At 71.2% G+C, this 22058-nt stretch carries 21 protein-coding genes and 1 pseudogene; 17 read left to right on the forward strand and 5 right to left on the reverse strand.

All coding sequences use genetic code 11. The annotated features are described in order from the left end of the window. Positions 1–16: 16 nt before the first annotated feature. Together eccCa and nbrcactino_RS06275 are read left to right on the forward strand one after the other, a co-directional pair. Complete coding sequence (eccCa, locus tag nbrcactino_RS06270) at positions 17–4021, forward strand: type VII secretion protein EccCa (RefSeq protein WP_161926580.1); 4005 nt, start codon at positions 17–19, stop codon at positions 4019–4021. Then, entirely contained in the window at positions 4018–4899 is an 882-nt protein-coding gene (locus nbrcactino_RS06275; protein WP_161926581.1) for a type VII secretion-associated protein, read from the forward strand. Before eccCa ends, nbrcactino_RS06275 begins: the two co-directional genes overlap by 4 nt. Positions 4900–4906: 7 nt before the next feature. On the opposite strand, the gene nbrcactino_RS06280 is transcribed toward nbrcactino_RS06275, so the two are convergent. Continuing rightward, positions 4907–5446 (reverse strand): YceI family protein, encoded by a 540-nt coding sequence (locus nbrcactino_RS06280; protein ID WP_161926582.1) that lies wholly within the window; start codon positions 5444–5446, stop codon positions 4907–4909. 265 nt (positions 5447–5711) lie between these two features. Here nbrcactino_RS06280 and rplM point away from each other — a divergent pair, with 265 nt between their 5' ends. Genes rplM through glmM form a run of 3 tightly spaced genes read left to right on the forward strand, consistent with a single transcriptional unit; the run spans position 5712 to position 8021 of the window. Further along, entirely contained in the window at positions 5712–6155 is a 444-nt protein-coding gene (rplM, locus tag nbrcactino_RS06285; protein WP_161926583.1) for a 50S ribosomal protein L13, read from the forward strand. Continuing rightward, the gene (gene rpsI, locus nbrcactino_RS06290) at positions 6152–6664 is read left to right on the forward strand and encodes a 30S ribosomal protein S9 (protein ID WP_161926584.1); all 513 of its coding nucleotides are present in this window, start codon (positions 6152–6154) and stop codon (positions 6662–6664) included. The genes rplM and rpsI overlap by 4 nt, the downstream gene beginning before the upstream one ends. A 4-nt stretch (positions 6665–6668) precedes the next feature. Beyond that, a complete protein-coding gene (glmM, locus tag nbrcactino_RS06295; protein ID WP_161926585.1) occupies positions 6669–8021 on the forward strand; it encodes a phosphoglucosamine mutase in 1353 nt (450 codons plus the stop codon). Positions 8022–8024: 3 nt separating this feature from the next. Here the strand turns inward: glmM and nbrcactino_RS06300 are convergent, their stop codons facing one another. Continuing rightward, a complete protein-coding gene (locus nbrcactino_RS06300) occupies positions 8025–8795 on the reverse strand; it encodes an acyl-[acyl-carrier-protein] thioesterase (RefSeq protein ID WP_161926586.1) in 771 nt (256 codons plus the stop codon). 192 nt (positions 8796–8987) lie between these two features. Between nbrcactino_RS06300 and nbrcactino_RS06305 the strand changes: the two genes are divergently transcribed. Continuing rightward, on the forward strand, positions 8988–9548 hold the full coding sequence (locus nbrcactino_RS06305) for a hypothetical protein (RefSeq protein WP_161926587.1): 561 nt from the start codon (positions 8988–8990) through the stop codon (positions 9546–9548). A gap of 19 nt (positions 9549–9567) precedes the next feature. Here nbrcactino_RS06305 and nbrcactino_RS06310 read toward each other — a convergent pair whose 3' ends face one another. Together nbrcactino_RS06310 and nbrcactino_RS06315 are read right to left on the reverse strand one after the other, a co-directional pair. Beyond that, complete coding sequence (locus tag nbrcactino_RS06310; protein ID WP_161926588.1) at positions 9568–10446, reverse strand: SDR family NAD(P)-dependent oxidoreductase; 879 nt, start codon at positions 10444–10446, stop codon at positions 9568–9570. A gap of 67 nt (positions 10447–10513) precedes the next feature. Then, on the reverse strand, positions 10514–10861 hold the full coding sequence (locus nbrcactino_RS06315) for a hypothetical protein (RefSeq protein ID WP_161926589.1): 348 nt from the start codon (positions 10859–10861) through the stop codon (positions 10514–10516). Between the two features lie 177 nt (positions 10862–11038). Here nbrcactino_RS06315 and nbrcactino_RS06320 point away from each other — a divergent pair, with 177 nt between their 5' ends. Both nbrcactino_RS06320 and nbrcactino_RS06325 read left to right on the forward strand, forming a co-directional pair. Beyond that, the gene (locus nbrcactino_RS06320) at positions 11039–11335 is read left to right on the forward strand and encodes a hypothetical protein (protein ID WP_161926590.1); all 297 of its coding nucleotides are present in this window, start codon (positions 11039–11041) and stop codon (positions 11333–11335) included. Further along, positions 11332–11811: a hypothetical protein gene (locus tag nbrcactino_RS06325; protein ID WP_161926591.1), complete on the forward strand. Its 480-nt coding sequence runs from the start codon at positions 11332–11334 to the stop codon at positions 11809–11811. Before nbrcactino_RS06320 ends, nbrcactino_RS06325 begins: the two co-directional genes overlap by 4 nt. Before the next feature lie 277 nt (positions 11812–12088). Here the strand turns inward: nbrcactino_RS06325 and nbrcactino_RS06330 are convergent. After that, a pseudogene (locus nbrcactino_RS06330) lies at positions 12089–12694 on the reverse strand (WXG100-like domain-containing protein); the annotation flags it as partial. Positions 12695–12946: 252 nt separating this feature from the next. Between nbrcactino_RS06330 and nbrcactino_RS06335 the strand changes: the two are divergent. The 9 genes from nbrcactino_RS06335 (at position 12947) to rimI (ending at position 22058) form a co-directional block, all read left to right on the forward strand. Further along, entirely contained in the window at positions 12947–13894 is a 948-nt protein-coding gene (locus nbrcactino_RS06335; RefSeq protein WP_228460704.1) for a dienelactone hydrolase family protein, read from the forward strand. Between the two features lie 15 nt (positions 13895–13909). After that, entirely contained in the window at positions 13910–15772 is a 1863-nt protein-coding gene (glmS, locus tag nbrcactino_RS06340) for a glutamine--fructose-6-phosphate transaminase (isomerizing) (RefSeq protein ID WP_161926593.1), read from the forward strand. A 6-nt stretch (positions 15773–15778) separates the two neighbouring features. Then, complete coding sequence (locus nbrcactino_RS06345; protein ID WP_161926594.1) at positions 15779–16486, forward strand: carbon-nitrogen hydrolase family protein; 708 nt, start codon at positions 15779–15781, stop codon at positions 16484–16486. Between the two features lie 65 nt (positions 16487–16551). Further along, a complete protein-coding gene (locus tag nbrcactino_RS06350; protein ID WP_161927621.1) occupies positions 16552–18003 on the forward strand; it encodes an NAD(P)H-hydrate dehydratase in 1452 nt (483 codons plus the stop codon). A 36-nt stretch (positions 18004–18039) separates the two neighbouring features. Continuing rightward, the gene (alr, locus tag nbrcactino_RS06355) at positions 18040–19245 is read left to right on the forward strand and encodes an alanine racemase (RefSeq protein WP_161926595.1); all 1206 of its coding nucleotides are present in this window, start codon (positions 18040–18042) and stop codon (positions 19243–19245) included. Beyond that, positions 19242–20393, forward strand: a complete 1152-nt coding sequence (locus tag nbrcactino_RS06360; RefSeq protein WP_161926596.1) for an alpha/beta fold hydrolase — start codon at positions 19242–19244, stop codon at positions 20391–20393. Before alr ends, nbrcactino_RS06360 begins: the two co-directional genes overlap by 4 nt. Next, positions 20390–20860 carry a tRNA (adenosine(37)-N6)-threonylcarbamoyltransferase complex ATPase subunit type 1 TsaE gene (gene tsaE, locus nbrcactino_RS06365; RefSeq protein ID WP_161927622.1) on the forward strand — a complete coding sequence of 157 codons (471 nt, stop codon included), beginning with the start codon at positions 20390–20392 and terminating at the stop codon, positions 20858–20860. The genes nbrcactino_RS06360 and tsaE overlap by 4 nt, the downstream gene beginning before the upstream one ends. Continuing rightward, complete coding sequence (gene tsaB / locus nbrcactino_RS06370) at positions 20857–21540, forward strand: tRNA (adenosine(37)-N6)-threonylcarbamoyltransferase complex dimerization subunit type 1 TsaB (protein ID WP_161926597.1); 684 nt, start codon at positions 20857–20859, stop codon at positions 21538–21540. The genes tsaE and tsaB overlap by 4 nt, the downstream gene beginning before the upstream one ends. After that, the gene (gene rimI / locus nbrcactino_RS06375; RefSeq protein ID WP_228460705.1) at positions 21537–22058 is read left to right on the forward strand and encodes a ribosomal protein S18-alanine N-acetyltransferase; all 522 of its coding nucleotides are present in this window, start codon (positions 21537–21539) and stop codon (positions 22056–22058) included. The genes tsaB and rimI overlap by 4 nt, the downstream gene beginning before the upstream one ends.

Genomic DNA, 22058 nt, shown 5'->3' on the forward strand with positions numbered 1-22058 from the left:
CGATCTGGGGGGATCCATGGCTGATTCGACGCGACTGTTCGTGCGCGAGGCCCGCATCGCGGCGCCACCGGCGCCCGGCGGGGACATCGACCTGGTGGCGCCGCCCGAGGTCACCAAGCCGGTCCCGGCGGGCCTCGCGGCCACGGCCCTGCCCGCGGTGATGGTCATCGCCGTCGTCGGCATGATCGCGCTGATGTTCGTCACCGGCGGGCGATCGGTACTGGCCAACCCGCTGTTCCTGATGTTCCCGATGATGATGCTGATGTCGATGGTCGGGATGTTTGCCACCGGTGGCCGCGGCGGCGGCAAACGGTCGGCCGAGTTGGCGGCCGAGCGGAGCGACTACTTCCGCTATCTGGCCCAATTGCGCGGGCAGGTGGCGACCACCGTCGCCGAACAGTCCGCGTCGCTGCGGTGGCGGCACCCGGCCCCGGCGGTGCTGAGTGCGATCACCGGGTCCAGACGCATGTGGGAGCGTCGCCACGCCGACGCCGATTTCGTCCACGTGCGCGTCGGTGTCGGGTCGCAGCGCCTGGCCACGCGACTGGTACCGCCGGAGATGGCCCCGCCCGAAGACCTGGAACCGGTCGCGATGGTCGCGTTGCGCCGGTTCCTGCGCGCCCATGCCGCGGTCCACCGCCTGCCGATCGCGGTGTCGCTGCGCGGGTTCCCGGTGGTGGCCGTCGACGGCGGGGACGCCGAGGCGGCGGCGTTGGTGCGGGCGGTGCTGGTGCAACTGGCCGCGTGGCAGGGGCCCGACCACGTGCGCGTGGCCGTCGCGGCGCATCCGGACCATTGGGAGCGGTGGGACTGGGTCAAGTGGTTGCCGCATGCCGCGCGCACCGACCGCGACGACGGCCCGTTGGAACGGCCGCTGCTCGTCGCATCGTTGGCCGAGGTCGAGACCGCCCTGGCTCCGCAGCTCGCCGAACGCACCCGGTTCACCCGCGGCGAGCCGGGCACCGGTGCCCGGCCCCACATCGTGATCGTGCTCGACGGCGCGCACGTGAGCGGTGAGGAGCGGCTGGCCGGCGACGCCGGTATCGACGGGGTCGCGATCATCGCCCTCGGCGGGGCGCTGGTCGATGTGGCGATGCGCCGCGGGCTGGCGCTGCACGTCGACGGTGCGGTGCTGGCCGCGCGGACCGCGCTCGGGATGGAGGAGTTCGCCGTTGCCGACGGGCTCTCGGTGGCCCAGGCCGCGGCATTCGCCCGCCGGATGGCGCCGTACCGCCCGTCGACGGCTTTGGCCGCACTGACGGACCTGGGCGAGGTCGGTCCGAGTCCCGACCCGGGCCTGGCGGCCCTGCTCGACATCGGCGACCCCCGCGCCTTCGAACCGTCGCTGCGGTGGCGCGGGCGGGCCGGCCGGGAACGGTTGCGGGTGCCGATCGGCTACGACGCCGACGGCAACGCGGTGGAGCTGGACCTGAAAGAGAGTGCCCACGGGGGCATGGGGCCGCACGGATTGTGCGTCGGCGCAACCGGTTCGGGGAAGTCGGAGCTGTTGCGCACGCTGGTGCTGGCCTTGATGGCCACGCACTCCCCGGAGGAGTTGAACCTGGTGCTGGTCGACTTCAAGGGCGGCGCCACCTTCCTCGGACTGGAGAAGAGCCGGCACGTGTCGGCGGTCATCACCAACCTCGAGCAGGAGTTGGCACTGGTCGACCGGATGGGTGATGCGCTGCGCGGCGAGCTGAACCGCCGCCAGGAGTTGCTGCGGGCGGCGGGCAATTTCGCCAACGTCACCGACTACGAACAGGCCCGCGCCGACGGTGCGGCCCTGCCGCCGTTGCCCGCCCTGTTCGTCGTCGTCGACGAATTCTCCGAATTGCTCGCGCAGAAGCCGGATTTCGCCGAGTTGTTCGTGATGATCGGCCGGTTGGGCCGGTCGCTGCACATCCACCTGCTGCTGGCGTCGCAGCGGTTAGAGGAGGGCAAGCTGCGCGGGCTCGATTCGCACCTGTCCTACCGGATCGGGTTGAAGACGTTCTCTGCCAACGAATCCCGCTCGGTGCTGGGCGTCCCGGATGCCTATCACCTGCCGAGTGTGCCGGGTTCGGCGTACCTGAAGTGCGACTCGTCCTCCCCGCGCCGGTTTAACACCTGTTACGTCTCCGGCCCGGTCGCCGACGAGATCGCCGACACGGCCGAACAAGCGGGTTCGCCGGGGCCGCGCCGGCGTTCGGGGCTGGTTCTCGACTTCACCGCCGCCCCACCCGCGCCACTCCCGCCGACTGGGCCCTCGATCTCGTCGAGTGGGCCCTCGATCTCGTCGACTGGGCCCGACGACGACCGGGCGCAGCGGCGCACGGGCCCGACCCTGCTCGACGTACTCGTCGCCCGCATGGCCGGACACGGCCCCGCGGCGCATGAGGTGTGGTTGCCGCCGCTCGACGAGTCGCCGCTGATCGGTGACATCGTGACCCCGCTTCCCGCCGAGTCGCCGGGCATCACCGGCGCGCTTCGACTGCCCGTCGGGATCGTCGACCGGCCCTACGACCAGCGCCGCGAACTCCTCCTCGTCGACCTGTCCGGTGCCGCCGGGAACGCGGCCATCGCCGGCGGTCCCCAGTCGGGGAAGTCGACCGCGTTGCGGACGCTGATCTGCGCGGCCGCCCTGACCCACACCCCCGCGCAGGTCCAGTTCTACTGCCTCGATTTCGGGGGTGGGGGGCTCGCCGCGGTCGCCGGATTGCCCCATGTCGGCTCGGTGGCCACCCGCTCCGACCCCGAGCGCATTCGCCGGACCTTCGCCGAGGTGCGGACGATCATGGCGCGCCGCGAGGCGGACTTCGCCCGGCTCGGCGTCGAGTCGATGCGGCACTTCCGGAGCATGCGCGACGACGGGACCGACGCCCTCGACGACGATCCGCACGGCGATGTGTTCCTCGTCGTCGACGGCATGGGCGTGCTGCGCGACGAGTTCGACGAACTCGAGGCGGACCTGGCGGCCATCGCGCTGGGCGGACTCTCCTACGGCGTCCACGTCATCCTCACCGCGACGCGGTGGGCACAGATCCACCCGTCGGTCCGCGACCTGCTCGGCTCGCGGCTGGAACTGCGCCTGGGCGATCCGTTGGATTCGGAGATGAGCCGCCGCGACGCCGAACTTGTGCCGGTCAACCGGCCCGGTCGGGGGATCACCGCCGAGGGCCTGCACCTGCTCGTCGCCCTGCCCGGCCTGGCCCGCGACGCGGGCCTGTCCGACCTCGTCGACGCGGTGGTCCGCCACCACGGCGGGCACCGGGCGCCGCCGGTCCCGCTGTTGCCGACGCGGCTCGACCTGGCCCAGCTGCGCGAGCACCTCGACGCCACCGATACCCGGCTGCCCGCCGGCGTCGTGCCGATCGGCGTCGGCGAGTCCGACCTCGCGCCGGTCCTGCTCGACTTCACCGCGCGGCACCACCTGTTCGTCCTCGCCGACGTCGAGCACGGTAAGACGACGGTGCTCGACACCCTGGCCTCGGGCCTGGTCGCCGGGGCCGATCCGACGCAGGTCAAGCTCGTCGTCGTCGACTACCGGCGGACGATGCTCGGCCGCGTCCCCGACACCCATCTCGCGGGATATGCGAGCTCCGCGTCGTCGGCCGGCCCGCTGATGACCGAGCTCGCGACCCTGCTGGAGGGTCGGCTCCCGCCCGACGACGTCACGCCCGGGCAACTGGCGGCCCGCGATTGGTGGAGCGGACCGGATGTGTACCTGGTCGTCGACGACTACGACATGGTCGCCACCAGCAGTGGCAACCCGCTGCTGGTGCTCGTCGACCTGTTGTCCAGCGCCCGCGACATCGGGTTCCACCTGATCCTCGCGCGCCGTTCCGGCGGGGTGTCGCGCGCCCTGTTCGACCCGGTCATCGCCCGTCTGCGGGATCTGTCCACCGACACCCTGCTGATGAGCGGCGACCGCGACGAGGGCTACATCGTCGGCCAGACCCGGATGGCGCGGCGGATCCCCGGTCGGGGCGAGTTCGTCACCCGCGCGGGCAGCGAGGTCATCCACGTCGCGAGCCAATCGTGAGCCGTCCGCTGGCGATCGCGCGCAGCCATGCCGACGCGGGCGTGGCGGCCGTGCTCGTGATCGCCACCGACGGTCGCGAATGGGTGGTGCACCTGGTCGCGGGTGCGGCTGCGACGGCGGCCGAACCGGTGCTCCGGGGTGGGGCCGAGCGGGTGCTGTCCGGACTGGCGGCGAGCGCGGCGGGCGTGGACCTCGTCGTCGTCGACACGCCGCCGCAGCACCTGCGCCCGGTGATGCGCGCGGTGTCGAGTCGCATCGGAACCGCACGGCTGGTCCTGGTCGACCCCGCGCTGCTGCAGCGTTTCGGGGCGCACCGGCCGCTCCCGCCGCTGCCACCGGGCGTCGTGGCATTCGCGCGGGCCCGGCCGCGGCGTTGGCCGGGTGCCGCCGCCGCGGTGCTGGTGATCGCCGGAGTGGCCGGGGTCGTGTGGTGGTCGCGCCCCGGTGAGGCGGGAACCCAGACGACGGTCGGCGGGGTGCGCGTCGACGTCCCGGAGCAGTGGCGGCGCACCGATCTGTCCGGCGAGCCGGCGCCGCGTGCGGTGTTCGTCGACCCCGCGACCGGTGGCCGGGTGGTCGTGGCCGTCAGCCCGCTGCGCCGGGACGCGAGCGCCGATTCGGTTGCGGCGAGCCTGGCGCAGCGGGTCCGTCAGCGCGGCGACGACGCGGTCGGCGAGTTCGCCGCCCACGCCGAATTCGCCGGCAAACGGGTCACCGCCTACCGCGAGACCCCCGATTCCGGGGCGCCGATCCGCTGGTACGTCCGCATCCTCGACGTGGCGAGGGGGCGGGTCCAGCTCAGCGTCGGTTGCCAAGACTCCGGGGAGGCCGACGTGGACAGGGTGTGTCGGCGCGCGGTGGCCAGCGCCGGGGAGTAGGACGCGGCTACTTCGATACGGCGGCGTGGAACCGCAGGCCCACCTCGTCGGCGACTTTGAGCGCGCCCATCGCCAGCGAGTAGGGCTTCAACCCGACGGCCTTGTGGCTGACCGTCGTCGCCGCCGCCACGTCCCACCCGCTGCCGGTTTCGCCGACGGTGACGTCGACCTGCTTGCCGATGGTCTTTCCGGCCACAGTCAACTCGCCGTCGAGCCGGTACCCGCCGTCGACGGGGGAGACGCCGGTGCTGCGGTAGGTGATCTGCGGGAACTTCGACGCCTTGAGCGATTTGAGGGCGTTGGTGCGGGCCATCGCCTTCTCCGGGGCGGTCATCGGGGTGAGGCCGCCCTCGCCGCTGAGGACAGTCAGCGATTCCAGCACCACCGTCAGGGACACGGCCGTGGGTTCGGTGCCGTCGAAATCGACCGTCCCGGTCCAGTCGGAGAAGGTGATGGTCAGCCGGTGTCCGGTCTTGGCCGCCGGTCCGGTCTTGTCGGTGGTGAGAACCAACTCGCCGTCGTCCGGGCCGAGTGTCACGGTATCCATGACGTCGACCCTAGCGGGGTCGTGGCTCGGATTGCTGCTGAGAATGGGCCCGTGATGATCTACGGAGGGAGTATTTCCCTCGGCGGTGCGCCAGGGGCCCATTCTCAGCGGCGACGGCGGTTTTGACCCTGACCAGGGCGCTCCCGTACCCTGGCTCCTTGGTGCTTCGGCGTTTTCGCGGGGTTCCCGGGTCCCAACTGGTCGCCGAGAATCATCCTGCCGCTGCACTTGACCAGCAGTCACGACAAAGAGTTGAGGATCAACCGTGTCTACCTACACCCCGAAGGCGGGTGACATCACGCGCACGTGGTACGTCATCGACGCCACCGACGTGGTGCTCGGCCGCCTGGCCACGCAGAGCGCAACGCTGCTGCGCGGCAAGCACAAGCCGACCTACGCACCCCACATCGACGGCGGCGATTTCGTCATCGTCGTCAACGCCGAGAAAGTCGCCCTCACCGGCAACAAGGCGGCCGACAAGATGAAGTACCGCCACTCGGGCCACCCGGGCGGCCTCAAGTCGCAGTCGATCGGCGAGCTGCTCGCCACCAAGCCGGAGCGTGTCGTCGAGCAGGCCATCAAGGGCATGCTGCCCAAGACTAAGCTCGGTCGCGCCATGGGCTCCAAGCTCAAGGTTTACGCCGGCCCGAACCATCCGCACGCGGCCCAGAGCCCCGTTCCCTTCGAGATCAAGCAGGTGGCCCAGTGAGCGACGAGAACGTGACTGAGAACATCGAGGTCGACGACGTGGAGATCGCCACCGACGACTACACCACCGAGTCCGAGGCCCCGGCCGAGGCTCCCGTGGAGCGTGCGCCGATCGTCCTGGACCACCCGATCCAGACCGTCGGCCGCCGCAAGGAGGCCGTCGTGCGCGTCCGCCTGGTGCCCGGCACCGGCGAGTTCCACCTCAACGGTGGCCGCGACCTGGAGACCTACTTCCCCAACAAGGTGCACCAGCAGTTGGTCAAGTCGCCGCTGGTGACCGTCGACCGCACCGAGTCGTTCGACATCTACGCCCGCCTGCACGGCGGCGGCCCGTCGGGACAGGCCGGCGCGCTGCGCCTGGCCATCGCCCGCGCGCTGGTCGAGGTCAGCCCGGAGGACCGTCCGGCCCTCAAGAAGGCCGGCTTCCTCACGCGTGACCCGCGTGCCGTCGAGCGCAAGAAGTACGGCCTGAAGAAGGCCCGTAAGGCATCGCAGTACAGCAAGCGCTGACCGCGTGTCCCGACTGTTCGGAACCGACGGCGTCCGCGGCCGGGCCAACGCCGAGCTCACTGCCGAGCTCGCGTTGCGCCTGGCCGCGGCCACCGCGGAAGTTTTGCACGACGTAGAACCCGGTTCGACCGCCGTCCGTCCCACCGCCGTGGTGGGCCGCGACCCGCGCGCCTCCGGTGAATTCCTCGAGGCCGCCGTGTGCGCCGGCCTCGCCGCCCACGGGGTGGACGCGATCCGCGTTGGCGTCGTTCCGACGCCGGCCGTCGCCTATCTCACCGCGGAGTACGACGCCACCTTCGGCGTGATGATCTCCGCGTCGCACAACCCCATGCCGGACAACGGCATCAAAATCTTCGGCCCCGGCGGGCACAAGCTCGACGACACCGTCGAGGACCGCATCGAGGCCGCCATGGCCACCGTCGAAACCGTCACCCGGCCCACCGGTGCCGAGATCGGCCGCCTGCGCGAGGCGCCCGACGCCGCGCGACGCTACCTCGACCACCTCGCCGCACAGATCGAGACGGATCTGACCGGCCTGACCGTCGTCGTCGACTGCGCCCACGGTGCCGCCGCACAACTCGGCCCAGAGGCCTACCGCGCCGCGGGGGCCGAGGTCATTTCGATCTTCGCCGAGCCCGACGGACTCAACATCAACGACGAGTGCGGGTCGACGCACATGGGCAAGCTGTCGGCCGCCGTCCTCGAGCACGGCGCCGACCTGGGGCTGGCCCACGACGGGGACGCCGACCGCTGCCTGGCCGTCGACGCCAAGGGCGACATCATCGACGGCGACATGATCATGGCGATCCTGGCCACCGCGATGGCCGATCGCGGAGTCTTGACCGACGGGGTGCTCGTCGCCACCGTGATGAGCAACCTCGGGCTGCACCTGGCCATGACGAAGGCCGGGATCGAGCTGCGCACCACCGCCGTCGGCGACCGGTACGTCCTCGAGGAGTTGCGCCGCGGGGGCTACGCGCTCGGCGGCGAGCAGTCCGGGCACATCGTCGTTCCGGGGGCCGGTACCACCGGCGACGGCATCCTCACCGGGCTGTTGCTCATGGAGCAGATCGCCGCGACGAAGGAGCCGCTGGCCGACCTGGCATCGATCATGACGGTGTTGCCGCAGGAGTTGATCAACGTCCGCGTCGCCGACAAGCACGCCGTGGCCGCCGCCGCCGACGTACGGGAGGCGGTCACCGCCGCCGAGGCCGAGCTCGCCGGCCAGGGCCGGGTGCTGCTGCGCCCGTCGGGCACCGAGCAGTTGGTCCGTGTGATGGTAGAGGCGCCGACCGCCGACGCGGCGCACGGCATCGCCGCGCGGATCGCCGACGTGGTCGCCGCCGCCGGGGCCTGAGCGCTAGTCGAGTTTGCGCGCGGCCAAGGCCGCCGCATTGCGGTCTCCGGCCATCAGCCACGCGGACAGCTGGTCGCCGTCGCGGTGGATGAGCAGGCGCGGGGCGTCGGCCGGGACGAGCGGTGAGTTGAACTCCACGATGCCGCGCAGCGGGGTGTGATCGCGCAGGTCGAGGTGACGGCCGAGGGCTTCCTCGAGTGCGGCCCAATAGACCGAGTTGTTGACGTGGCGCATCACGTCGAGGTCCGCGTCGCGCAGGGTGAACCCGATCGGCTCGGCGTCGGGGTGCGGGTTGGGGTCCAGCCAGGCCTTCCAGCGCAGCGGGCCGGGTTCGGCGGGGGAGCCGAATACCTCGACGAAGCGGTCGTCGAGCCGCGACGGGGTGGCGGTCTCGGCGTTGAAGTTGACCCAGAACGCCTCGGTCTCGACCCGCGTACCCGCGTCGCCGTCGAGGTCGATGCGCACGTTGCACCAGCGCGACCCCATCTTCGACCCCCACCGCAGCGTCGTGACGGTCTCCGGCCACACTCCGGCCGCGCGCAGGTCGATCACGGTGCGCCGGGCGATCCAGTGCGGATGGATCGTGTCGTAGTCCAGTGCCTTGAGGTGGTCGTGTCCGGCGTCCTGCAGGTAGCGGGCGACGGCGTCGAACCGAACGTGTCCGTCGGGTCGGACCGCGTCGATGCGGATCTCGCGCTGCAGCCGTGACAACGCGCCGCTGTCCAGGTAGGGGTCCATCGGGTCGGGTCGCGGCTGCAAGGGCTGATCGAGCATGTCGTTCAGTCAAGCACAGCGGCAGATCTGCCAATGCGAGACATCCTCCACCGCTGTTCGGCGAGGGAAAAGTGTCGAGTAGCGGAGCGGTCCCGGCGCCTTGGTCGCGGGACGGTTGCGATTGGACTTCGGAGTGCCATCGGGGCTGGTCCAGCGGCTACCGCGGTAACTAATGTTGTTTCTGTGACTGGTGTGACTTTGCGGAACAAGAAGACCCTGCTGACCCGGGCGGTGGGTGCCGCCGTGGTCGTCGCGGGCCTCGGGATCGGCGGCGTGGCCGTCGTAGGCGGTTCTGGGTCCGCGCCGGTGCCGGTCGCGCGCCAGATCCTCGACTTCGGGTCGCTGTCGCAGAACCCGTTCGGTCCGGCGCCGGCGGCCAAGAAGGCCGACAAGAAGCAGCCGAAGGCGGGCAAGGCCAAGCCCGGCCAACCGCACCAGGCCGCACCGCGGCACAAGACCAAACCCCACAGCAAGACCAAACCCCACAGCAAGGCCAAACCTCGCAGCAACGCTCTGCCCGGCGTCGGCCGCGTGTGCGGCAAGGCCCAGATCAACCGGATTCGCACGACGCAACACGGGATGATGGTGTGCGCGAACATGGGGTCGGGCAAGCACCGGTGGGTGAAGATCTCCGGCGTCGACCCGCAGGTGCGCAAGCCGGGTGGCAAGTGCACGGGCCAGTACACCACCGCGCGGGGACCGGGCGGCAAGGCCATGCAGTGTGCCCGAGGCCGTTGGGTCTACGGGGCCTGAACGCGCGGCCCGGCGGCGCTCAGATCGAGCCGCGGGCCAGGATCCGGTCGGACAACGACGCCGACAGGGCGGTGATTCCCCGTAGCGCCTTGGCGTAGCGCGGCATGATCTCCAGCGGTCGATGCTTGGCCGCGTGGACGATCCACTCCCCGGCGTCGGATGCCGACAGCGTGGGTGCGTTCGCGTACTCGGTGGTCGGTGCAATCATCGGAGTGGCCACCAGCGGGAAACACACGTTGGTCACGGACACCCCGGTGTCGATGAGCTCGGCGGCGAGGCTGCGCCCAAAGGTGGCCAGCGCGGCCTTCGACGCGCCGTAGGCGGCGAACTTCGGCATCGCACCGCTGGTGACACCCCAGGTGCACACGTTGATGAAATGTCCGCTGTCGCGGCGCAGGAACTCGTCGAGCACACCCAGGGTCAGGCCGACCGGGCCGAAGTAGTTGATCGCCATGGTGCGCTGGAAGTCGTGCATCCGTCCGGTCGAGTCGGCGACGGTGCGCCGGATCGACCGCCCGGCGTTGTTGACGACGATGTCGGGGGTGCCGAAACGGGTGAGCACGGCGTCGAGGAGGTCGCCGACGCCCTGCTCGGTGGACAGGTCGCCGGGGACGGCATGGGCCGTTCCGCCGGCGTCGGTGATCTCGGCGGCGACGCGCTCAAGGTCGCCGACACCGCGTGCGACGAGGATCAGCACCGCGCCGTGCGCGGCCAGCTGGCGGGCGGCCTCCTCGCCGATACCCGACGAGGCGCCGGTGACGAGCACCAGCTTCCCGCTGAGGTCGACCGGCACAATGGCGTCGGCGACGTCGTGCACGGTGAATGCGCGGCCGAGGGCGGCGTGGGTGGCGAGTCGGCGGGACCCGCCCGCGAGGGAGCGGAGAGCATTGGTAACCACGGTTCGAGGCTAGTGCCCTCCGCCGCCCCGCGGCTAAATGCCCTCCGCCGCCCCGAGCATCGAAGGGTCAGAGGACCCGAACCTGGCCGAGGCTGCGGCGGACAACCTCGGGGCCGCCCACCGAACCGCGGCCGCAGTGCAGCCACGCCTCTTTCCATCCGGGAGTGGTGCGGAGGCGGACCTGCTTGCGTGACCGCGCGTTCACGGTGAACGTGTCACCGCCCGTCTTCTGTCCCACGATCCACGTCTCGCACATGATGTTGTAGGGCTGGTCATTGCGGGCGTTGACGGTGACGCTACGGACCCCGCCGTATGCGGTGAACACCGGTTGGGCGGCCACCTGGCCGGTACCCAACAGGACGCCGGTCAGTGCCGCGCCGGTTGCCAGAATTGCTGCGAAGCCACGGGTTTGCATGATGCCTCCTGATTGTCGGGGATCGCGGTTGTGTGATCCGTAAACCGAGGATGGGGTGCCGCGCGTCGAGGTGAACGAGTAGTCCACTACCCGAATCCACCCGAATCGCCGGGACCCGACATGGAACCGTTCGGCGCCGCGCTGCGTCTAAGGGATATGGGGGCGCTAACGGGGGTCATGGTCGATGCGGGCGAGGCGGCGCGGTTGGCGGCGGATTGTCGGCGCGTCGCCGACGCGATCGACGAACAGGTCGCACTTCTGCGTGGCGGCGCTTACGGCGGGTTGCGGCGCGGCTCGCCGGGCTATCGGCCGGCCGTCGACGCGGTGGTGGCCCGGTTGTCTGAGCGCGCCGACGAATTGCGCTGCGCCGCTCGTGGTCTCACCGCACAGTGTCGGGCCGTCGCCGATGCCGACTCTGCTGCGGCGCACCGGATCCTCGACCTCGCCAGTCGGTCACGGGGTGGTACCCGGTGACCGAGGCCCAGCGCATCGTTGGCGTCGATCTCGATGCCTTCGCCGCCGATGCCGGTCTGCTGCGAAGCGCGGCCGGGGAACTCCGATACCAGTGGGCCGACACGGTCGCCCTGCGCGCCAACGCCGGTACGACGAAGCTGGCCGGCACTGCCGATGACGATCCGCTGGCCGTGCTGGCCGCGTTGCCGGACAAGTTGCGGGCCGACCTGGAAGTCCTCGACGGAATCCGATCGGCGGTCGAGGCGGCATGGCAGGGCGTCACCGCGGTGTGCGAACGGGTCGCCCGGGTCGCCGCCGAGACACTGGGCGGGGCCGCTGACACATTCCCCGAGGACCCGGACTCCGTCGACGGTCCGGTCCTCGACCCGGCCGAATCCGCCGGCTTGATCGTCGGGACCGCGCACGCCGGCGTCGAACAGATCGATCGCGCACTCGGCGAGCTCGACGGGGAGCTGGTCCTGATCGGCGGGCACTGATGCGCGGGTCGGAGGTCACCGCACATATCCGGGCCGTGGTCGCCGAGACAGTGGCAGCGATCGAGGACGTCGAGCGAGCCGGACAAACGCACACCGGCGAGGCGACGATCGGCGGCCCAGAGCTACTGACGGGCGCTCGCGGGCAGGTGGCGGGTTCACCATCGCGGCGACTGCTGCATTCCGCGGCCTGGTGGGCCTAAGCGTGGATGGGGAGTCGTCCTGCGCGGTCGGGTGTGGCGGTCATTCGACGCCATGCCCACGGAAGAAATTGAGCAACTCACCTTTTGGTGAATCCGGGCCAAGCATCTCCAGGAAGCTCATGGTGTCGCCGCCATGTAGATCCTTGTGACGGGGATTTCCTCCGTGGAGAAAGATGAGCTTTGCTGGCGAGTTTGGCGGTGGAGGCTTCCAGTGCGGGGGTGACCCTGCCGCCGAAGAGGCTGAGGCCTCTGACTATGCCGCAGAAAAGGTCGATGATGCGGGCGATGCGTGTGCCGGTGAGGGCAAGTTCGACCTCATTGAGGCCTTGTGCCGCTGCGGCGGAGCTGCCGCCGGAGGCTGCCGCTGCGGCGGCCGCAGCAGCCTCGATTGCGACGGTGATCGCGATGAATTCGATCAGTGCTTGGATGATCTCGTGGTGAGCATTGTCGAGGTGGGTCGCGTAGTCGTCGCATGCTTGTGCGATTGCTTCGAACTGCTGCCCGACCGCCACGCATTGCTGGTTGAGGGTGGTGAAGGCGGTGGTGATGTCGGCGATCTCGGGGGCCCGTTGGGTTTGCAGCTTCTCCAACGCCCCGGAGAGGTACTGGACCGAAGCGGTGATCGTGCGGCCAGCTTCGCGCCACGCGTTGGCTGCGGCGCGCAGTTGGTCCTGGTGCCCGTTGGGCCACTCGGCCTTTGACGTAGGCGATGATCATCGCCCACAGTGCCGGCGGATTGGAGGGCCCGCCGAAGGCGTTCGGTACCGTCCCCGCGCTGTATTGAGGCTTGGTGCCCGGAGTTGAGGAGGGCGGCGCCACCAGCATGGTGTTGACCGACGTACGCGGTTCTGCGGCAGACGGAACCGTCCGCATTCAGACGACCCGCAGGACCGTCTGCTGCACCCCGGCCAGCCGATGGGCCTAGGCTTTGAGGGGTGTTCGGCAGAAGAAGTGAACCCGCACCGCCGCCCGACGAACTGATGACCCGGCTCGCCCGGCGCGGACCGCACAAGGTGTTGCGCGGCGACCTCGGCTTCGTCGGTGTCCCCGGCCAGCTATTTACCCCGGATCGGGGGACCGGCCTGCCCCTGGTGGTCTTCGCCCACGCCTGGATGGCCGACGCCGCCCGCTACCGCGACCTGCTGTTCCACCTGGCGACACACGGCATCGTCGTCGCCGCACCCGACGTCGAGCGGGGTCTGGCACCCTCCGACGTGGCGCTCGCGGCCGGTCTGCGCACGGCGGCGGCAACCCTGCCCACGGTGCGGCTCGGCCTGGCCGAATCGATCACCGTCGACGCCGGTCGGCGCGGCTACGCGGGACACGGATTCGGTGCCTCGGCAGCCGTCCTCGCCGCCGGGACCGATGTGTTGGCGGCCACCGAGCCGGTTGCGGTGAACGCATTGGCCGCCGTCTTCCCGGCACCGTCCACCGCCACCGCCGCGGCGGCCGCCCCGACCGTCGGCGCGCCGGCCATGGTGCTCGCCGTCGACGGCCACCTCGACACCGTCGACGCCAACCCGCTCCCGCTGGCACGGGAGTTGGCGGGCCCGGTGACGTTGCGCGTCATCCCGGGCGCCTCCGAGCGCGGCCTGCTGCAGCGGCGCGGGATCAAATCGCTGATCGGCATCAACGGGGCGGACAAGGCCACCCACGCCACCGTGCGCACCCTGCTGACCGGGTTCTTCCTGGCCACCATCGGCGGCGACGACGAGTACGCGGCGTTCACCGACGCCGACGAGGTGTTGGGTGCCGTGGTCAACGTCGACCCCGATGAACCGGACACCGACGACCGGCCCCACGTGGAGAAGCTGCTCAGCGGGCCGATCACCGCGCAGAAGGGCGGGCCGCTGTCGGCGATTCGGGCGCTACGCGGACGCTAGGTACCCTGGATAGCTATGTGCGGAATCGTCGGGTACGTGGGCAAGCGCCAGGCGCTGCAGATCGTCGTGGACGCGTTGCGTCGGATGGAGTACCGCGGTTACGACTCCGCCGGAGTGGCGATCCTGGACGGTGCCGGTGGCCTGGTCGTGGAGAAGAAGGCCGGCCGGCTGGAGAACCTCGACAAGCAGATCGCCTCGGTCGACCCCGCACGCCTGACCGGGACCACCGGTATGGGCCACACCCGCTGGGCAACCCACGGCAAGCCGACCGACCGCAACGCGCACCCGCACACCTCCGTCGACGGCAAGGTCGCGGTGGTCCACAACGGCATCATCGAGAACTATGCGCCGCTGCGGGCCGAACTGGAGACCGCCGGCGTCGAATTCGGTTCCGACACCGACACCGAGACCGCCGTGCACCTGGTGGAGCGCGCCTACCTCTCGGGTAAGACCGCCGGCGACTTCGTCGCCAGCGCCTACGCCGTCCTGCGGCGCCTGGAGGGGGCCTTCACCCTCGTCTTCACCCACGCCGACCACCCGGACACCATCGTCGCGGCCCGCCGCTCGACGCCGCTCGTCGTCGGCGTCGGCGACGGCGAGATGTTCGTCGGGTCCGATGTCACCGCGTTCATCGAGCACACCCGCGACGCGGTCGAGCTCGGCCAGGACGAGGTCGTGGTGATCACCGCCGACAGCTATACGATCACCGACTTCGACGGCGCCCCGCGCACCGGCAAGCCGTTCCACATCGACTGGGACCTCGCCGCCGCCGAGAAGGGCGGCTACGACTACTTCATGGAGAAGGAGATCGCCGAGCAGCCCGACGCGCTGAGCAACACGCTGATGGGTCACCTGCGCGACGGTCACATCGTCCTCGACGAGCAGCGGATCTCCGACGACGACCTGCGCGACGTCACCAAGGTGTTCGTCGTCGCCTGTGGTACCGCCTACCACGCCGGGATGCTGGCCAAGTACGCCATCGAGCACTGGACGCGGCTGCCCGTCGAGGTCGAGCTGGCCAGCGAGTTCCGCTACCGCGACCCGGTGCTGGACCGCGCCACCCTCGTCGTCGCGATCTCGCAGTCGGGGGAGACGGCCGACACCCTCGAGGCGGTCCGCCACGCCAAGGACCAGAACGCCAAGGTCCTCGCGATCTGCAACACCAACGGCGCGCAGATCCCGCGCGAGTCCGACGCGGTGCTCTACACCCACGCCGGCCCCGAGATCGGCGTCGCCTCCACCAAGTGCTTCCTCGCGCAGATCGTGGCGGCCTACCTGGTCGGGCTGGCGCTGGCGCAAGCGCGCGGCACCAAGTTCACCGACGAGGTGGCCCGCGAGTTCGCCGAGATGGAGGCGGTGACCACGGCGGTCCAGGAGATGCTGGACTCGATGGATCCGGTGCGAGAACTGGCCCGGACGATGGCCGACCGGGACACCGTGCTGTTCCTCGGGCGCCACGTCGGGTACCCGGTGGCCCTGGAGGGGGCGCTCAAGCTCAAGGAGCTGGCCTACATCCACGCCGAGGGTTTCGCCGCCGGCGAGCTCAAGCACGGGCCGATCGCGCTCATCGAATCCGGTCTGCCGGTGTTCGTCGTGATGCCGTCGCGAGAGGGGCGCTCGGTGCTGCACTCGAAGATGGTCAGCAACATCCGCGAGATCCAGGCGCGCGGCGCCGAGACCATCGTCATCGCCGAGTCCGACGACGAGGCCGCCCGCGCGGTGGCCGACCACTTCATCCCCATCCCGCACACCTCGACGCTGCTGCAACCGCTGGTGTCGACGATCCCGCTGCAGGTGTTCGCGGCCACCGTCGCCGACGAACGCGGCTACGACGTCGACAAGCCGCGCAACCTGGCCAAGTCCGTCACCGTCGAGTAGCGCCGGATGGTCTCGCTCTCGCTGGCGGTGGCTCAGCCGCCGACTCGCGCGGGTGCCGTCACGACCAACGCGCTGGAGCACGCTCGGGCGGTACGGACCGCCGGGGCGCGGGTGGTGGTCTTCCCCGAGATGTCGTTGACCGGCTACGCACTGGACGCGTCGCCGGTGTCCGCCGATGGCGGGGACCTGGACGCCATCGTCGATGCTTGTGCGCAATCCGATGTCGTCGCGCTGGTGGGTGCACCCGTCCGAGACGGGAACAAGCTATTCATCGCCACCTTTCGCGTCGACGGTAGTGGCGTCGAGATCGCTTATCGCAAGCAGATGCTCGGCGAGAGCGAGTCGACTCGGTTCACTCGCGGGCCCGGACCTGTGGTGATCGACGTCGACGGGTGGCGTATCGGATTGGGAATCTGTAAGGACACCGGCTCGGCACAGCACATTGCGGCAGTCACGGCGCTCGACGTCGACGTCTACGCGGCCGGTCTGGTCCACCGGCCTGACGAGCGCGCGGAACAAGACGCGCGGGGAACCGTCATCGCCCGCGCCTGCCGTTCCTATGTCGCGTTCGCCGGTTTCGCCTGGGCGACCGGTGGCGGCTTCTCCGAAACCCTGGGCAGGTCGACGATCTTCTCGCCCGACGGTGAGCCGCTGGCGCAATCGGGCAGCACCCCAGGTGAAGTCGTCGCGGTTCGCTGTACCCGGAATCGATGACCGTGGCGGCACGATCGGGCATGGTTGTCGGTATGACGGCGACGCGGTCACCGGGACAGGAGGTGCTGCCGGTGAGCAGGTATCCGACCGTCGCGCAGATCCGCGCCGCGGAGGCCGCGACGGGACTGCTCGCGAACGGGGTGCTGATGGGCCGCGCCGCCCACGGGCTGGCGTCGGCCATCCTCAACCACCTGCGCGACACCGGCGGGGTCTACGGCCGGCGCGCCGGCCTCGTCGTCGGATCCGGCGACAACGGCGGCGACGCTCTGTACGCGGGGGCACTGCTGGCCCGGCGCGGTGTGGCGGTGTCCGCGGTCTTGCTGGACCCGGCCAAAGCGCATCCGGGCGGCCTGGCCGCGCTGCGGCGCACCGGGGGACGGGTGGTCGTCGAGTTCGGGGAACTCGACGTCCTCGTCGACGGGATCGTCGGGATCGGCGGGTCGGGGCCGTTGCGCCCGGCCGCGGCCGCCGTGCTCGGCGCCGCGCGTGCCCTGTCGCCGTCGGCGACGGTGGTTGCCGTCGACCTGCCCTCGGGGGTCGACGCCGACACCGGGGTGGTCAACGAACCGGCGGTGCGCGCCGACCTGACGGTGACCTTCGGATTGCCGCGCCGCGCCCACGTGCTCGCCGCACCGCAATGCGGGCGGCTCGTCGTCGTCGACATCGGACTGGACCCCGGCGCGGGTCGCGACGCGGTCCTGCAGTCGCTGTCCGACGCGCAGGTCGGGGCCGCCTGGCCGGTCCCCGGACCGTTCGACGACAAGTACCGCCAGGGCGTCGTGGGGATCGTCGCCGGTTCGGCGGTCTACCCCGGGGCGGCGCTGCTGTGCACCGGGGCGGCGATCGCGGCGACGTCGGGGATGACGCGCTATGCGGGGCCCGCGGCCGCCGCCGTCGTCGACCACCACCCGGAAGTGGTAGCGGTCGGCGAACCCGAGGAGGCCGGTCGGGTCCAGGCCTGGATCGTCGGGCCCGGGTTCGGCACCGACGTGGATGCCCGCGCCCGGTTGCGCACGGTGCTGGCCGCCGATGTCCCCGTCCTCGTCGACGCCGACGGGATCACGCTGCTGGCGCAAAACCCCGACCTTCTCGCGCCCCGGTCCGCCCCGACCCTGCTGACCCCGCACGCGGGGGAGTTCGCCCGCTTGACCGGCGCCGAGGTGGGTGCCGACCGGGTCGAGGCGGTGCGGGCCTGCGCCGCCGACCTCGGTGCGACGGTGCTCCTCAAGGGGCGCGCCACGCTGATCGCCGGCCCCGATGACCCGGACACCGTGCTGGTCAACGAGGCCGGGTCGTCGTGGGCGGCCACGGCCGGATCCGGCGACGCCCTCTCCGGAATCGTCGGCGCCCTGCTCGCCACCGGGCTCCCGCCGGCCCTCGCCGCGGCCATGGGAGCGCGCGCCCACAGTGTCGCCGCCCACATTGCCGCCGGCCGACCCGGCGCGCCGATCGGAGCATCGGCGCTGGTAGCGGCCATCAGCGACGCGATCAGGGTGTTGCGCGCCAGCGGTGCATGAGCCCCGTATCCGCGTCGATCTGAGACAATTGCGCTGATGCACTCCTTCTCCAGCACTCCCGCCCTGGGCGCCGCCACCGTTGACCTGGCAGCCATCGCCCACAACCTCCGCACCATCGCCGACGGTGCGGGGGCGGGGGTTCTCGCGGTGGTCAAGGCCGACGGCTACGGGCACGGTGCGGTACCGGTTGCACGGACCCTCGTCGACGCGGGCGCCAACGGCCTGGGCGTCGCCCACATCCGCGAGGCCCTCGCGCTGCGCGAGGCCGGGATCCCCGGCCCGATCACGGCGTGGCTGCACACCCGCGACACCGACTTCGCCGTCGCCATCGCCGCGGGCCTCGACATCGCGGTCTCCTCGGCGCGCCAGCTCGCCGCGGTCGTCGACGCGGCCGGCCGCCACGGCGAGACGGCGACCGTGACGGTCAAGGTCGACACCGGGATGAACCGCAGCGGGGTGGCCGCCGACGAATGGGAGTCCTTCGTCGACGATCTCGCCCGGGCGCGGGCGGCCGGCGCCGTCGCACTGCGCGGGGTGATGACGCACCTGGCCTGTGGCGACGAACCCGCCAACCCCGCCAACGACCACCAGGCGCAGGCCCTTCGGTCCGCCGTCGCCGATCTGCGCGCCGTCGGGGCCGTCCCCGAGATCGTCCACGCCGCCAACTCGCCCGCCGCCCTGACCCGCCCGGACCTGGCCTTCGACGCCGTCCGGCCTGGAGTCGCGCTGTACGGGCTCAACCCGGTACCGCAGCACAGCGACGCCGACCTGATCCCGGCGATGACGCTGGCGACGACGGTGTCGCTGGTCAAACGCGTGCCCGCCGGCGGCGGGATCTCCTACGGCCACACCTACATCGCACCCGCCGACACGACCGTCGCGGTCATCCCGGTCGGATACGCCGACGGGGTGCCGCGGGCGCTGAGCGGGCGGTTGCGGGTGCGGATCAACGGCCGCGACTTCCCCGGGGTCGGGCGGATCTGCATGGACCAGTTCGTCGTCGACCTGGGTCCCGACGAGGGCGGCGGCGTCGCCGAGGGGGATGCCGTGGAGGTATTCGGGACGGGCGCCGACGGGGGGCCGACGGCCCGGGAATGGGCCGATCTGACCGGGACCATCGACTACGAGATCGTCACCGGGATCGGTTCCCGGATCGAACGGCGCTACGTAGGCGGCCCTGTCGCCGGCGATGACACCGTAGGCGGCCCCACCGCCGGCGGTGCGGGCGGTGGTCGGTCATGACCGGGCCGGGGCGGCGGCTCAAGCCGTCGGCCGGGGTTTCCACCCTGGGCAGTCTCGCCGCCACCGGGGTGACCCGGCAGGTGACGCAGGCCCGCGCCGGGAAGACCGATCCGTTTGCCGACATCCATTTCGACTCGATGTACCGCGAGGACGAGTACTCCGTCGTCGCCGACGACGGGGTCCGGCTGGCCGCCCGCGTGGTCAACGGCGACACCGATCCGACGCTGACCGTGGTCTTCGTCCACGGCTTCTCGCTGCGGATGAGTTCCTGGTACTTCCAGCGGACCGCGCTGGCGCGCGCCTGGGGGGACAGGACGCGGCTGGTGTTCTTCGACCACCGTGGACACGGGCGCAGCGATCCCGCACCGCCGGAGTCGGCGACGATGGCCCAGCTCGGCGACGACGTGGCGGCGGTCCTGCGCGCGCTGGCGCCGCCCGGGCCGGTCGTGGTCATCGGGCATTCCATGGGCGGGATGGCGACCATGGCGCTGGCCCGCCGCCACCCGGAGCTGTTCACCACCGGTCGCGTCGTGGGGGTGGGCCTGGTGGCCACGGCCGCCCGCGGCATCACCGAGGCAGGGGTCGGCGCGGGCCTGCGCAACCCGGCGGTCAGCGCGTTCCGACTGGCCGTGCGCCGGGCGCCGTGGTTCATCCAGGCCGGCCGGACCCGGGCCCGCCGGGCGCTGGAGCCGGTGCTGCTGGCGGCGAGTTTCGGCCCCGACTTCTACAGCCCGGCCGCCGCGCGGGCCGTCGAACGGATGATCCGCCAGACCCCGCTGCGCACGATCGTGTCCTTCCTCAACGTCCTCGAGGTGCACGACGAGTCGGCCGGACTGCCCACTCTGGCGACGGTCCCCAGCGTCGTGATCTGCGGCGACGAGGACTGCATGACCCCGTTCCCGAACTCCTACTCGCTCTACGGCGCACTGGGGGAGAACTGCCGGCTCACCATCGTCCAGGGAGCCGGGCACATGGTGCAGATGGAGCGGCCCACCGAGGTCGACGAACTGCTCGACGAACTCGTCACCCGGGTTCGTGAGCAGTTGGCTGCGCGGGCGGCGGCTGAGCCTGTGGCCGCGATGCCCGCGCTGGACCCGGTCCCGCAGCGGGAGCCGGTGCGCCACCACTGGTGGGACCGGTGGCGGTGAACCGGGAGGCTCCCGGGCGCGTTCAGCTGCCCGAGGTCGCCGACACCGAAAATTTCGGACGGGAGCTGGCCGCCACGTTGCGCGCCGGTGACCTCGTCATCCTCGACGGTCCGTTGGGGGCGGGGAAGACCGCTCTGGCCCGCGGCATCGGCGCCGGCCTGGGCGTGGTCGGGCGGATCACCTCGCCGACGTTCGTGATCGCCCGCGCGCACCGTGCCGGCGGACCCGGCCGGCCGGGTATGGTCCACGTCGACGCCTATCGCCTGGGAGGCGCGGAGGGGGACGGCATGGCAATCCTCGACGAGCTCGACGCCCTCGACCTCGACACCGATCTGACCGACTCCGTGGTCGTCGTGGAATGGGGGGCCGGGGTGGCCGAGCGCCTGGCCGGCGACCACCTGCTGGTCAGTCTGACGCGGGAACCCGAGTCCGATATCCGCGTCGCGCAGTGGCGGTGGTCGCGATGAGTGACCGCCGCATCCTCGTCATCGACACCGCGACGCACGCGATGGTCACCGGTGTGGCCGTCATCGGCGCAGCGGGCGTCACCGTCGCCGCCTCCCGCGTCGTCGCCGATCAGCGCCGTCATGCCGAGACACTCACGTCGTTGATGAGGGAGTGTCTGGACGAATCCGGTTGGCGGGGTGCGGATCTGGATGCCGTGGTCGTCGGGTGCGGACCGGGTCCGTTCACCGGTCTGCGGGTCGGGATGGCCACTGCGGCGGCCTACGGCGATGCCCTGGGCATCCCCGTCTACGGCGTGTGCAGCCTCGATGCGATTGCGGCCGCGGTGGGCGACCGGGCCGCCTCGTCGGTCCTCGTCGTCACCGATGCGCGCCGCCGCGAGGTCTACTCGGCGCGCTACGCCGACGGCGAGCGGGTCGACGGCCCCGGTGTGATGGCCCCGGCGGCACTGCTCGAGACGCTCGACGGCGCATCGATCGACCTGGTCGCGGGAGTGCCGGCACTCCTGCCCGACACCGGGTGGGACGGAGTCGAGGCCGCCCCGGATGTCGCCGGCCTGGCGGCCGTGGCGGCACCGGCGGTGCTCGACGGCGAGGCCCCCGAGCCGCTCGTACCGCTGTACCTGCGGCGGCCCGACGCGGTGGAGCTGGCCGACCAGAAGAAGAAGCGGGCGACCCCGTGACCATCCCCGCGGAAACCGGCGGCGCTGTCGTCGTCGACGAACTCAAGAAGGCCGACGTCGGGCGCTGCGCCGAACTGGAGAAGACCATGTTCGCCGGCGACTCGCCCTGGCCGGCCGCCGCCTTCCGGGCCGAGCTGAACGCACCGTACAACCGCTACTTCGCCGCGCGCGAAGCCCTCGGCGCACCGCCGATCGGCTATGCCGGGATCTCCATCCTCGGACCCAACGACGACCACGAGTGTGAGATCCACACCATCGCGGTGGCGCCGACCCACCGGGGGCGCGGGATCGGGCGGCTGCTGTTGGACGAGATGCTCGCCGTCGCCGATCGTCTCGACGCCCCGGTGTTCCTCGAGGTCCGCGTCGACAACGACCCGGCCATCGCGTTGTACGAGAGCGTCGGATTCGCGAAATCCGGTGTGCGCAAAGGCTATTACCAACCGTCGGGGGCGGACGCGTTCACCATGATCCGCCCGTCCCAGGCGAGTGGGACGACCCCGGAGGATCCCGATGAGTGA

It is taken from the genome of Gordonia crocea (assembly GCF_009932435.1).
Lineage (GTDB): Bacteria > Actinomycetota > Actinomycetes > Mycobacteriales > Mycobacteriaceae > Gordonia > Gordonia crocea.